13 protein-coding genes and 1 other RNA gene are annotated in these 12567 nt (G+C 65.5%); 9 read left to right on the top strand and 5 right to left on the bottom strand.

Annotated features, from left to right (window positions below; translation table 11 throughout):
* Nucleotides 1-3 precede the first annotated feature (3 nt).
* The 5 genes from gatA to rpmG all read left to right on the top strand — a co-directional run bounded on the left by gatA (nt 4) and on the right by rpmG (nt 3815).
* Nucleotides 4-1491, top strand: a complete 1488-nt coding sequence (gene gatA, locus ACZ52D_RS01965; RefSeq protein WP_464442377.1) for an Asp-tRNA(Asn)/Glu-tRNA(Gln) amidotransferase subunit GatA — start codon at nt 4-6, stop codon at nt 1489-1491.
* A gap of 41 nt (nt 1492-1532) precedes the next feature.
* Nucleotides 1533-2288, top strand: a complete 756-nt coding sequence (locus tag ACZ52D_RS01960) for a hypothetical protein (protein ID WP_464442376.1) — start codon at nt 1533-1535, stop codon at nt 2286-2288.
* The gene (locus ACZ52D_RS01955; protein ID WP_464443101.1) at nt 2285-2974 is read left to right on the top strand and encodes an N-acetylmuramoyl-L-alanine amidase; all 690 of its coding nucleotides are present in this window, start codon (nt 2285-2287) and stop codon (nt 2972-2974) included. The genes ACZ52D_RS01960 and ACZ52D_RS01955 overlap by 4 nt, the downstream gene beginning before the upstream one ends.
* Nucleotides 2975-3096: 122 nt before the next feature.
* Nucleotides 3097-3529: RNase P RNA component class A (gene rnpB / locus ACZ52D_RS01950), an RNA gene on the top strand.
* A gap of 118 nt (nt 3530-3647) precedes the next feature.
* Nucleotides 3648-3815, top strand: a complete 168-nt coding sequence (gene rpmG, locus ACZ52D_RS01945; protein WP_008554190.1) for a 50S ribosomal protein L33 — start codon at nt 3648-3650, stop codon at nt 3813-3815.
* A 464-nt stretch (nt 3816-4279) separates the two neighbouring features.
* On the opposite strand, the gene ACZ52D_RS01940 is transcribed toward rpmG, so the two are convergent.
* The 3 genes from ACZ52D_RS01940 to ACZ52D_RS01930 all read right to left on the bottom strand — a co-directional run bounded on the left by ACZ52D_RS01940 (nt 4280) and on the right by ACZ52D_RS01930 (nt 6048).
* On the bottom strand, nt 4280-4753 hold the full coding sequence (locus tag ACZ52D_RS01940; protein WP_464442375.1) for an N-acetyltransferase family protein: 474 nt from the start codon (nt 4751-4753) through the stop codon (nt 4280-4282).
* Nucleotides 4754-4846: 93 nt separating this feature from the next.
* Nucleotides 4847-5623: a Bax inhibitor-1/YccA family protein gene (locus ACZ52D_RS01935; RefSeq protein ID WP_464442374.1), complete on the bottom strand. Its 777-nt coding sequence runs from the start codon at nt 5621-5623 to the stop codon at nt 4847-4849.
* 206 nt (nt 5624-5829) lie between these two features.
* Nucleotides 5830-6048 carry a DUF1127 domain-containing protein gene (locus ACZ52D_RS01930; RefSeq protein WP_464442373.1) on the bottom strand — a complete coding sequence of 73 codons (219 nt, stop codon included), beginning with the start codon at nt 6046-6048 and terminating at the stop codon, nt 5830-5832.
* Between the two features lie 126 nt (nt 6049-6174).
* Between ACZ52D_RS01930 and ACZ52D_RS01925 the strand changes: the two genes are divergently transcribed.
* Nucleotides 6175-7056 carry a LysR family transcriptional regulator gene (locus ACZ52D_RS01925; protein ID WP_222453981.1) on the top strand — a complete coding sequence of 294 codons (882 nt, stop codon included), beginning with the start codon at nt 6175-6177 and terminating at the stop codon, nt 7054-7056.
* Between the two features lie 53 nt (nt 7057-7109).
* Here ACZ52D_RS01925 and ACZ52D_RS01920 read toward each other — a convergent pair whose 3' ends face one another.
* Nucleotides 7110-8078, bottom strand: coding sequence for an NADPH:quinone oxidoreductase family protein (locus ACZ52D_RS01920; protein ID WP_464442372.1), 969 nt, complete (start codon nt 8076-8078; stop codon nt 7110-7112).
* Nucleotides 8079-8428: 350 nt separating this feature from the next.
* On the opposite strand from ACZ52D_RS01920, the gene ACZ52D_RS01915 reads away from it, so the two are divergent.
* The 3 genes from ACZ52D_RS01915 to ACZ52D_RS01905 all read left to right on the top strand — a co-directional run bounded on the left by ACZ52D_RS01915 (nt 8429) and on the right by ACZ52D_RS01905 (nt 11220).
* Complete coding sequence (locus tag ACZ52D_RS01915) at nt 8429-8800, top strand: helix-turn-helix domain-containing protein (protein WP_222453979.1); 372 nt, start codon at nt 8429-8431, stop codon at nt 8798-8800.
* A gap of 171 nt (nt 8801-8971) precedes the next feature.
* The gene (gene hisN, locus ACZ52D_RS01910) at nt 8972-9763 is read left to right on the top strand and encodes a histidinol-phosphatase (RefSeq protein ID WP_464442371.1); all 792 of its coding nucleotides are present in this window, start codon (nt 8972-8974) and stop codon (nt 9761-9763) included.
* Between the two features lie 113 nt (nt 9764-9876).
* A complete protein-coding gene (locus tag ACZ52D_RS01905) occupies nt 9877-11220 on the top strand; it encodes an 8-oxoguanine deaminase (protein WP_464442370.1) in 1344 nt (447 codons plus the stop codon).
* Nucleotides 11221-11251: 31 nt separating this feature from the next.
* Here the strand turns inward: ACZ52D_RS01905 and guaD are convergent, their stop codons facing one another.
* On the bottom strand, nt 11252-12550 hold the full coding sequence (gene guaD, locus ACZ52D_RS01900) for a guanine deaminase (protein WP_464442369.1): 1299 nt from the start codon (nt 12548-12550) through the stop codon (nt 11252-11254).
* Nucleotides 12551-12567 lie beyond the last annotated feature (17 nt).

The following is a 12567-nucleotide window of genomic DNA, read 5'->3' as shown; positions in this document are numbered from 1 at the left end:
GACATGAGCGATCTGAACAAACTGGGCCTGGCAGAGGCCCGCGACGCGCTGCGCAAGGGCGACACCACCTCTGTCGAGCTGACCGAGGCCTGCCTGAAGGCCATCGATGCAGCCGATGCGCTGAACGCTTTCGTTCACAAGACGCCGGACATTGCGCTGGAACGCGCCCGCGCGGCGGATGAGCGCATCAAGGCGGGCGACGCGCCGTCGATGTGCGGCCTGCCGATTGGCATCAAGGACCTGTTCTGCACCAAGGGCGTGGACAGCCAGGCGGCCTCCAACATCCTCAAGGGGTTCAAGCCCGAGTATGAATCCACCGTCTCGCAGCAGTTGGTTGACGCCGGCGCGGTGATGCTGGGCAAGCTGAACATGGACGAGTTCGCCATGGGCTCCTCGAACGAGACCTCGGCCTATGGCAACGCGGTCAGCCCGTGGCGGCGCGATGGCGACGACGCCCAGCTGACCCCGGGCGGCTCCTCCGGCGGCTCGGCTGCTGCCGTGGCGGCGGATCTGTGCCTCGCGGCCACCGGCACCGACACCGGCGGCTCGATCCGCCAGCCTGCGGCCTTTACCGGCACCGTCGGCATCAAGCCCACCTACGGCCGCTGCTCGCGCTGGGGTGTGGTGGCATTTGCCTCCTCGCTGGACCAGGCCGGGCCGATGACCAAATCGGTGCGTGACGCGGCGATCATGCTCGAGGCGATGTGTGGCCACGATCCCAAGGATTCGACCTCTGCCGACCTGCCGGTCCCGGATTTCGAGGCGATGCTGACGGGCGACATCCGCGGCAAGAAGATCGGTATCCCCAAGGAATACCGCATGGACGGCATGCCTGAGGAAATCAGCAAGCTCTGGGCCGATGGCGCCGAGATGCTGAAGGCCGCCGGTGCCGAGATCGTCGACATCTCTCTGCCGCACACCAAATACGCCCTGCCTGCGTATTACGTGATCGCCCCGGCGGAAGCCTCCTCGAACCTCGCGCGCTACGACGGTGTGCGCTACGGCCATCGCGCGACGCTGGAAGCAGGTGACGGCATCACCGAGATGTACGAGAAGACCCGCGCCGAAGGCTTCGGTCCCGAGGTGCAGCGCCGGGTCATGGTTGGCACCTACGTGCTGTCGGCCGGCTTCTACGACGCCTACTACAACCGCGCCCGCAAGGTGCGCACCTTGATCAAGAAGGACTTTGAGGATGCCTTCGCCGCCGGTGTCGATGCGATCCTGACCCCGGCGACCCCCTCGGCTGCGTTCGGCCTCGGCGAGATGACGGAAGCGGATCCGGTGCAGATGTATCTCAACGACGTCTTCACCGTGACCGTGAACCTGGCTGGCCTGCCCGGTATCGCAGTGCCTGCGGGCCTGGATGCCAAGGGGTTGCCGTTGGGTCTGCAGCTGATCGGCAAGCCGTGGGAAGAGGGCGATCTGCTGAACACTGCCTATGCGCTGGAGTCTGCGGCGGGCTTTGTAGCCAAGCCTCAGCAATGGTGGTAAACCTCCGCCTCAGCAATTGAGCAGAGCAGACAGGTAACCCCATGCGCGCATTCGCATCTCACGCCGTCGCAGGCAGCCTTCTGGTCATGGCTGCCTGTTCCCCCCAGGTTCCCGACAGCGCCGCAGGCGTTGGCATTGATGGTGATCCCTTCGCGCCACCGCCTGCCGTCGGCACCACCATCAACGGCGATCCGCTGGTGCCGCCCGCGCGGGTGTCCAGCACGCCCTACGAGGCGGGTGCAGGGCAGACCGGAGGCGGCGGCGTGGCGACCGTCGACGCAAGCAGCAGCGACGCTGACCTGGCCCGGGAGACGGCCGCGGCGCTGGCTGCAAGCCGGGCCAATTCGGGCGTTGCCCCGCTCGAGGCCAGCCCAGCCAACCCGGCGCCGCCATTGGCCGGGAATGCGGGGATCTCGGATGAAAATGATTTCGAGGCCGTCGCCGCGCGTCAGACGATCGAAAGTGACGCGGCCCGGCTGGAACGCCAGCGCGCGCAGTACCGGCTGGTGCAGCCCACGTCGTTGCCCGAGCGGGATGCGGATACCGGCCCCAATATCGTGCGCTACGCGCTCAGCACCTCCAACCCCAAGGGCGTGCGTGTCTACAGCCGCTCCGGCCTGAACCTTGCCGCGCGACATGAACGCAACTGCGCGGCCTTTGCCTCGCCGGATCAGGCCCAGATCGCCTTTCTCGAGGGCGGTGGCCCCAAACGCGACCGTCAGGCGCTGGACCCGGACGGCGATGGCTATGCCTGCGACTGGGATCCGGCCCCGTACCGGCAGGCGGTGCAGAACTGACCTGCCGGGCCGACGCCGAGGGGGCGCTGTGGTGCCCCAGTCCCAACTTCGGCCCGCGTCGGGGCGGCCTGAAGCCGTCGCTGATCGTGCTGCATTACACCGCGATGGAGGGCGCTGAAGCGGCCCTGCAACGGTTGTGCGATCCAGCGAGTGAAGTCTCGGCGCATTACCTGATCGCGGCAGATGGCACGATCTGGCAGCTGGTGGCCGAAGCCAAGCGTGCCTGGCATGCCGGTGCGGGCGAATGGCAGGGGCAGGACGACATCAATTCCCGCTCCATCGGGATCGAGCTCGACAACCGCGGCAATCATCCGTTCAGCGCACTCCAGATGGACCGGCTGGAGGCACTGATGCGTGGCATCATGGACCGTTGGCAGATACCGGCGGCGGGGGTCATCGGCCATAGCTGTATGGCGCCGGGGCGCAAGTCTGATCCGGGTCCGCGATTTGACTGGGCGCGGCTGGCGCGCCAGGGTCTGGCGGCTCCGTCCGGTGGCGGCGGCGCAGCGCCGACCAGCGCCGACATGACCGCCTTTCGTGCCGCTGCCCGCGCCGCGGGCTTTACCGCTCCGGTGCAGGACGGGGCTCTGCTGCAGGCGGTGCGCCTGCGTTTCCGCCCGTGGGGCAGGGGTGCGCTGGCGGCAGAGGATTTTGCAGCACTTCCCGGCGCGTCTGGCGTGGCCTGACCGCTGCACGGCTCTGCCCTGCGCTCCGGGAGCGCAGAGCCCAGAAGGCCAATCGGAGCGAGCCCGCCATGCCGAACTATCCGCTTGACGCCACGGGGCATTGTTTCTACCCCTCGGAGCGCACAGAAGGCTGGATGGCCGCGTGGGGGGGCAAACCCCGCGAGGAAAGTCCGGACTCCATGAAGCAACGGTGCCGGGTAACGCCCGGGCGGGGAGACCCGACGGAAAGCGCCACAGAAAACAGACCGCCCGCCGGCCCTGCGGTTCGCCAAGGGATCAGCCCGCGCGGGTAAGGGTGAAACGGTGGGGTAAGAGCCCACCGCGCCCCTGGCAACAGGGGCGGCACGGCAAGCCCCACCGGGAGCAATGCCAAATAGGGTCCCCGCGCGGGCAGGTTCCGGGTTTCCGGAAAACCGCCGCTAGGTTCGCTTCAGCCGAGAGGGACCGGGTTGGCAGCTAGAGCGGCGCAGCAATGCGTCGCCCAGATGAATGGTCATCGAGCCCTGCCTTTCGGGGCAGGGGGGACAGGATCCGGCTTACAGGCCTTCTGTGCATAAATCCCCCGACGCCGGGGAGAATCCTATTGACTTGGGGGCTGGGGCGGGTAAAAGCCGGGCTTCAGACAGGAATTTACCGAGAGGCTTGCAGCCTTTCCGGACGCAGGAGAAGCACCATGGCGAAGCCGACCACCATCAAGATCCGCCTGAACTCGAGCGCGGGCACCGGCCACTTCTATGTCACCAAGAAGAACGCCCGCACCATGACCGAAAAGATGGTCGTGCGGAAGTACGACCCGGTTGTCCGCAAGCACGTCGAGTACAAGGAAGGCAAAATCAAGTAAGCCTTCCCCTCGGGACGATTTTTCAGAACGGGTCGCGGTTGCCGCGGCCCGTTTTGCGTTTGCGGTCTGTTAAACTTGTCCGCAAGTTCTCCGCCCCTGGCCCGTGTCGGCCACGGCCGTCGGCATCTTTGTGCCGCATTGTCCGCCTAACGTCTGCCTTGTGGGATGTTGAGCAGACTGGGGGTGGGCTGTGCGAGTTTTCGTTTTTGCAGTGGCGATTGGTGGGATCGGCGCGCCGGTGTCCAGCTCTTTTGAGCCGGGACAGAGCGTGCCTTTGCCTGCCGCGATTGCGGTCCAGCCCTTGGCCGCGGTCGGGGGCACGGGGCGGGTCACCTCTCGCCCGGCGTCCGTGGCCGCTGAGCAGCGCCGTCAGCGGCGGCAAATGTGGCTGGAGGGGTACAGGGGTTGATCGCCCTGCCTGCGGCGCTGCAAGGCGGCTCAAGGCGACTGATTGGCGGGGCTGCTCAGGCGCGCCATTCCGCAAGGGTCAAAACCGGCTCCAGCCCCATCGAACGCATCAGCCCGGCGGAGGCCGTGTTGAAGGGCGCATAGGTGGTTGCAACGACGGTTGCGCCAACCTGTACCGCACGCGCCTTCACCGCGGCCACCAGCGCCTGGCCGACGCCCATCCGGCGCCAGTTCTTGCGGACAGCGATATGGTGCAGCATGGCGCGGGTCTCCGCTGGGCGCACCGGCAGCATGGGGCGTGTTTCGATCTGATAGAGGGCGTAGCCCAGCAAGCTGCCCTGCGGGCTTTCTGCCGCCATTGCGGTGACGCTGTCGTCGGCCAGCCAGTCGGTCAACCAGGCTTCGAGATCCGCCTCGGCAGGGGCGGCGGTATGGCGATCGGGCTGGTGGGTGGCGTGCAGGGTGTGCAGGTCCTGCAACAACGGGAGCAGGCGTTTTGCTCCGGCTGGTGGGATCTCGATGAGCTGCATCTGAAAATACTTTCTGACTGTCGTGTTGTTGAAAATAAAAAAGGGGCGGATCGTTTCAGATCCGCCCCCGCTGTTTTGGATTGTGCCGGTCGCTTATTCGCGATTGCCCAGCAGCTGGAGCAGCATCATGAACATGTTGATGAAGTCCAGATACAGGCTCAGTGCGCCCATGATCGCGGATTTCGCCAGCCACTCCTGGTCGCCCATGTGGGCGTGCTGGATGTACTCGTTCTTGATGCGCTGGGTGTCATAGGCGGTGAGGCCTGCAAAGATCAGCACGCCGATGACCGAGATCGCGAACGCCATGGCCGAGGAGGCCAGGAAGATGTTGACGATCGAGGCCACGATCAGGCCGATCAGACCCATGATCAGGAAGGCACCCATGCCGGACAGGTCCTTCTTGGTGGTGTAGCCCACCAGCGACAGCCCTGCGAAGGCGATCGAGGTGATCAGGAACACCTGCACGATGCTTTCACCGGTGAACACCAGGAAGATCGAGCTGATCGACAGGCCCATCACGGTTGCAAAGGTGTAGAACAGCAGCTGCACGCCGGCTGCCGACATGCGGTTGGCCGCGGCGCCGATGCCGAAGACAAAGGCCAGCGGTGCAAACATGATGACCCACTTCAGCGGCGAGGCATACAGCGCATAGCCGAGGTTGGTCAGGTATTTGTCGCTGCTCAGCTGGGCCACGGCATTGGCCGGATCTGTGGTCACGGCGAGCCCGGAAATGGCCCAGGCGGCCAGGAAGGTGATGAACGTGCCGACGGACATGGTGCCGTAGACTTTGTTCATGTGGGCGCGTAGGCCCTCATCGATCTGCGCGGTGCGAACGCCCGCGGCAGAGCGGATGGTGTCGAATTGTGCCATCTCAGGTGGTCTCCGTAATCTACTCCCTCGCTGCGGGCGCGGGTCCGGGGACACAGGCCGCAGCTTTCCCCGTGAATATCGGGCCTGAAGCGTTGCGGTTCAAGTATTTCCGGTGAGGATTTGCAGGAAAAAACAACAAATACGGGTCACCTTGCGGCGACCCGTATCTGCTTGTGCGTATTGAGGGTGAGGCTGGCAGTCGTGGCTCAGCGGTGCCAGTGGTCCGGCGCGTGCCAGAGGCCCCGGCTGGCTTCGGTGCGGGCCTCCTCGGCGCTGATGCCGATGTCGTCAAGCTGCGCGGCGTCCAGCTGTGCGAGCTGGCGGCGCTGACGCCAGAGGGCAAACCGCTGCACGATGCGCAGCGACAGGCTGGGCCGGGCAGGCGGGCAGCAGGCGGAAGAGTGGGCAGGGGTGACGGTCGGCATGGCGCGGATCCTTTGGTGTGGGTTTGTGATGCTTACCTTTGGGGCAATCAATTATGTTGATATATATGACGGCTTATGGCACATTTTCAAAACGAATGTTTTTGATGGCAAGCATCAGGTGTTGTGATGGCTAGAAATCTCGATGTGACCACCCTGCGCTCCTTTGTGGCGGTGGCTGACCATGGCGGTGTGACGCGGGCGGCGGGCTTTCTGCACCTGACCCAATCTGCCGTTTCGATGCAGCTGAAGCGGCTGGAGGAGGTGTTGGGGCTGGATCTGCTGGACCGGTCGGGCCGAAGCATCGCGCTCACGGCCTCGGGCGAGCAGCTGCTGGCCTATGCCCGCCGCATGGTGGCGCTGAACGACGAGGTGATCGGGCGGCTCACCGATCAGGCGTTTGAGGGCGAGGTGATCCTCGGCGTGCCGCATGACATCGTTTACCCGGCGATCCCGCAGGTGCTGAAGCGGTTCAACGCCAGTTTTCCGCGGGTCAATGTCAACCTGGTGACCTCCAACACCCGCGAGCTCAAGGACGGGTTTTCCCGCGGCAAGCTGGACCTGATCCTGACGACGGAAACCGGCGAAGAGCCGGGCAGCGAGACAATCCACAAGATGCCGCTGCGCTGGGTCGGCGCTGTCAATGGCTCGGCCTGGCGGCAACAACCGCTGCGGCTGGGGTTCTGCCGGCAGTGCATCTTCCGCGGCGTGGCCACGGCCGCGCTGGATGCGGCCGGGCGGGATTGGGAAATGGCACTGGACAGTGAATCCGACCGCACGGTGGAGGCCACGGTCAGTGCCGATCTGGCAGTCGGCGTCCTGCTGGAGGGCACTCAGCCGCCGCATCAGGAGTTGATCGACCACGGTGGCGCCCTGCCGGAACTGCCGGGCCAGCACATCAACCTATACGGCGGCGACAAGGTGCGCGCGCCCTATGTCGAGGAGCTGGCCGGCTTGATCCGACAGGGCTTCTCCAACCTGCGTTCGGTGCCGCTGCGGGTCGCCAGCTGAGCCGCAGAGCGGGGCGGCGCGAGGGGCAGCCGCCCGGCTTGTGTTGGTGGGCGTCAGTCGGTGGCGTTCATGGTGATGACGACCTTGCCGGTGGACTTGCGGTCGCGCAGCAGCTCCAGCCCCTCCGCGGCCCGCTCCAGCGGCAGGCAATGGCTGATATGCGGCTTGATGCGCCCCTCGCCGTGCCAGGCGAACAGTGTCTCGAAGGATTGCCGCACCACCGCGGGGCGGATTTTCATGTAGCCCCCCAGGTAGAAGCCGATCACGGTCAGGTTCTTGACCAGCAGGTGATTGGCAGGGATCTGCGGCACGGCGCCTCCGGCAAAGCCGATCGGCAGCAGCCGCGCGCCGGGATTGGCAGAGCGGAAGGCGGCCTGCCAGACCTCTCCTCCGACCGCGTCATAAACCACGTCGGCACCGCCCAGGGCCTTGACCGCGCTGCGCAAATCCTCACTGGCGTCAATCAGGTGGTCGGCCCCGGCGGCGGCGGCCACTTCCAGCTTGGCGGCGTCACGCGCCTGGGCGATCACGGTGGCGCCCATCAGTTTGCCGATCTCCACCGCGGTCAGCCCGACCCCACCCGCGGCGCCGGTTACCAGCAGCGTTTCGCCCGGCTGGAGGCGCGCGCAGTGATCCAGGGCCATGTGGCTGGTGCCATAGGCGATCTGCATGGCGGCGGCATGTTCAAAACTCATGGTCTCGGGAATGTGGATCACCCGGTCGGCGTCGAACACCCCGATTTCCGCAAGTCCGCCTGATCCGGCAAAGACAGCCACCCGGTCGCCCGGCGAGAACTCTGCCACCTCTGGCCCGCAGGCGATGACCACGCCCGCCGCTTCCAGCCCTAGGGTGAAGGGCAGCGTCGGCGTGTCCTGATACGTACCTTTCTGCATCAGCAGGTCCGCGAAGTTCAGCCCGCAGGCGCGCAGGGACACCGCAATCTGGCCGGGACCGGGTTCGGGCGCGGCAAGTGTGGTCAGGGCGGCGCGGTCGTCAAAGCTGTTAACCTGAAAGGCCTGCATGTCGTCTCCTCAGCTTGTGCGGGAATCGAAGCGATTCGCCGGGCTACACTGGGTAGGTATCACAGGGGGCTGCACCTCGCTATTTTTGGGGAGGCGCGACTTCTACAGTTACTTGTCAATAAAACGTTTGAAAAATGGTATGGGAAATCAACTATTTGAATGTGCGCGTTGCGCACGGGGCGTTTACGGCCTTGCATTCAATCGCAATGGTTGTAGACTTTTTCTTGGAGGTTGAGCTTGGATCGCCCTGATGGGGAACCTTGTTCCGGCGGCATTAGGACGCTGGATGGTCAGGTTTGATGGAAGCGGCGATCCGGGGGTGACCGGATTTACAGTTTTAGGAGAGACGCATGGCTCATCCCGTAGACGTGCATGTGGGAAAGCGCATTCGCCACCGTCGGTGGCTCATTGGCATGACACAGCAGCAGCTTGCCGAACAGGTCGGTATCAAGTTTCAACAAATTCAGAAGTATGAAACCGGTGCGAACCGGGTCAGCGCGTCCCGCCTGTGGGACATCGCAGACACGCTGGACGTCTCCGTCAGCTTCTTCTTCGAGGGTTTGCAGGAAGAGGACAAGGCCGCGTCCGACAAGGTCGCCGTCCCGGAAGATCTGATGGGAGACAAGGAAGCACTGGACCTGGTGCGGTCCTATTATGCCATCCCTGAAAATCAGCGTCGGCGCCTGTTCGAACTGGCCCGCGTGCTGAGCGACGCAGCCTGATCACCCAGTTGATGACCAGTGACGGGATCGCACCCTCGGGTGTCGTCCCGTCCTGAGCATGCCGCTTGGCCGCAAACGGTCACGGCACCGGCATAATCAGGGAGCGGAGCGCTGGCGCGAGCCGGTCATTTTCCCTTGCAAAAACGGCCGCCCGGTGGCACCCGTTTGGGCATGACACAGCCCGATATTTCCGATCTCGACGTTGCTCACCGGATGGCAGATGCTGCGCGCACCGCCATCCTGCCGCATTTCCGAAGCCGCGGTCTCAACGCTGAAAACAAGTTGGCAGAGGGGTTTGACCCTGTCACCGTCGCCGACCGCGCGGCGGAAGAAGCCATGCGTGCGGTTCTGTCAGAGCTGCGCCCGGAGGATGCGATCCTGGGCGAGGAATTCGGCACGAGGGCAGGGACCTCTGGCCGCACCTGGGTGCTGGATCCGATCGACGGCACCCGTGGCTTTATCAGCGGGACGCCCACATGGGGCGTGTTGATCGCGCTTGGCGACGACAACGGCCCGTTTCTGGGGGTCATCGACCAGCCCTATACCGGCGAGCGCTTCTGTGGCGGGCTGGGGACGGCCGTGATGACCGGCCCGTTGGGCGAGCAGCCCTTGCAGACCCGCGCAACGGCCGGGCTGGAGGAGGCCATCCTCTTCACCACCTTCCCCGAGGTCGGCACCCCGGAGGAGCGGGCCGGTTTTGAGCGCGTCGCAGCCCGCGTCCGACTGACCCGCTACGGCATGGATTGCTATGCCTATGCCCTGCTGGCGGCGGGGCAGGTGGATCTGGTGATCGAAGCGGGCCTCAACGCCTACGACATCCAGGCCCCCATCGCGGTGATCGAGGCGGCCGGCGGTGTCGTCACCAATTGGCAGGGCGATCCGGTGCACCAAGGCGGCCAGGTGATTGCAGCAGCAAACCCGGACCTGCACCGCGCCGCACTGGAGCGTCTCAACGCCGGTTGACCGGGTTGTAAAGCCCGCGCCAGCGCCTTACATTCGGCACCGGCGCGGTTCTTTCCCGTTTTCCATCGCGCCCCACACATTCCTATGAAGCGGGCTGTCAAAAGGAGTGTGTGATGACGATAGAATTCCTGATTCAAAACGCCGATACCGTCCTTACCATGGACGACGCCCGCCGCGTGCTGCATGGCGCCGATGTGCTGATCCGCGGCGGCCAGATCGCCGCCGTCGGGCAGGGGCTGCAAACGGCGGGGGAGACCGTGTCGGGCCGCGGCTGCGTGGTCACGCCGGGCTTGGTGAACACCCACCACCATCTCTATCAGAACCTGACCCGGGCGGTGCCGGGGGCGCAGGATGCGCTGCTGTTCGGCTGGCTGCAGCGGCTCTATCCGATCTGGGCGCGCTTCACCCCGGACGAGATGTTCGTCTCCGCCCAGCTCGGGCTGGCGGAACTGGCGCTGTCGGGTTGCACGCTCAGCTCTGATCATCTTTATCTCTATCCCAACGGCTCCCGGCTGGAGGACACCATCCACGCCGCCCGCGACATTGGTCTGCGCTTCCACCCGACCCGCGGCGCGATGAGCATCGGCGAAAGCGACGGCGGCCTGCCGCCCGACAGCCTGGTCGAGGACGAGCGCGCCATCCTCGACGACATGATCCGGGTGGTGGACGGCTTCCACGATCCGTTCGAGGGCTCGATGTGCCGCGTGGGTCTTGCGCCCTGTTCGCCGTTTTCGGTCAGCCGGGAACTGATGCGCGATGCGGCGCTGCTGGCGCGCGACAAGGGGGTGATGCTGCACACCCACCTGGCCGAGAATGACGAGGACATCGCCTATTCCGAAGCGAAATTCGGCTGTCGGCCCGGTCAATATGCCGAGGAGCTGGGCTGGACCGGCGACGATGTCTGGCACGCCCACTGCGTGAAGCTCGACGCGCAAGAGATTGATCTCTTTGCCAGAACCCGCACCGGTATTGCCCATTGCCCCTGTTCCAACTGTCGTCTGGGCAGCGGCATCGCACCTGTGCGCGCGATGCGCGATGCGGGCGTACCGGTGGGCCTGGGCGTCGATGGCTCCGCTAGCAACGACATGGCCAGCCTCAGCGCCGAGGCACGCCAGGCGATGCTCTTGCAGCGGGTCGCCAACGGTGCCGACGCGATGAGCGCCTACGAGGCGCTGGAGATCGCCACCCGTGGCGGCGCCGATGTGCTCGGTCGCCCGGATTGTGGCCGACTGGAACCGGGCAAGCGCGCTGACATCGCGATCTGGGACACCACTGGCATCGCCTCCAGCGGCAGCTGGGATGCGGCGGCGATGCTGTTGGCGGGGCCGACGCAGGTGAAACACCTGTTTGTCGAAGGAAAGCAGATCATCCGCAGCGGCGAGATCACCACGCTCGACCTGCCGCGCCTGATCGCACGCCACGGCGAGATGGCACGCGCCCTGGCTTCATCTTTCTGAAAATACTCAAACCGCCGCAGGCGGAGGCGCGTCAGCGCCTCTCCTGCACCCGCCTGCCGCCGATCCAGACCTCGGCAATGGCACGGTCATCACCCATCATGATGGTCGGGAACACAGCCTCCCACAGGTCTTCGGCGCGCGCGCTGCGCTGTGCGATTGCCGGGGTGGATGCCAGGTCCAGCACCACCAGATCCGCCTCCATGCCGGGGGCGATGTTGCCGATCTTGTCCTGCATCCGCAGCGCCGTGGCCGAGCCCTGGGTCGCCAGCCACAGAAGCTGCGCCGCGTGCAACGGCGTGCCGCGCAGCTGGCCGACCTCATAGGCCGCGGCCATGGTGCGCAGCATCGAAAAGCTGGAGCCGCCACCGGTATCGGTGGCCAGCCCGATCCGCTGCCCCTCGGCCATCAGCCCGGCCATGTCGAACAGGCCGGAGCCGATGAAGGTGTTGGAGGTCGGGCAATGCACCAGCGCCGCACCATATTCGCGCAAGCGATGGCGTTCGCGCTCGGTCAGATGGATGGCGTGGCCATAGAGCCCGCGCGCGCCCAACAGGTCGAACTCCTCGTAGGTGTCCAGATAGTCGCGCGCCTGCGGAAACAGCTCCTGCACCCATTCGATCTCGTCGGTCTGCTCGCTCAGATGGGTCTGCATCAGGCAGCTGGGGTGCTCGGCCCACAGCGCGCCCAGGGCCTCCAGCTGCTCTGGCGTCGAGGTGGGCGAGAACCGCGGCGTGATGGCGTATTCCAACCGGTCGACCCGGTGCCAGCGGGCAATCAGCGCCGCCGAGTCGTCATGGGCGGATTGCGCGGTGTCTCGCAGGCCGGGTGGTGCGTTGCGATCCATGCAGGTCTTGCCCGCAACCACCCGCTGGCCGCGGGCCTGCGCGGCGGAGAAAAACGCATCGACGCTTTCGGGATGGATGGTGCAGTAGCTGCACACGGTGGTGGTGCCATGGGCGGCGGTCAGATCCAGGTAGCGGGCGGCGATCTCATCCGCATAGGCGCGGTCGCCAAAGCGCTCCTCCTCGGGGAAGGTGTAGCTGTTCAGCCAGTCGATCAGCCGCTTGCCCCAGCTGGCGATGATCGCGGTCTGCGGGTAATGCACATGGGCATCTACAAACCCGGCCAGGATCAGCCGCGCGCCATGGTCGGCTACCTCGGCCTGCGGCATCTGCGCACGCAGCTCTGCCAGCGGGCCAACCGCGGCCACCTGGCCGTCGCGCAGCGCCACCGCCTCTGCAATCCGGCAGGCATCCTCGGGCCGACCCGCGTCGAATGGCGAGCGCTCAAAGCTCAAAACCTGTCCTTTCAGGATCATTTCCGCGCCCATCTGTTCAGCCCTTTCTT

The sequence above is a fragment of the Leisingera sp. S2M4 genome, from assembly GCF_055398055.1.
Note: the sequence above shows the minus strand (reverse complement) of the source record. Positions and strands in the feature narration are given on the sequence as shown.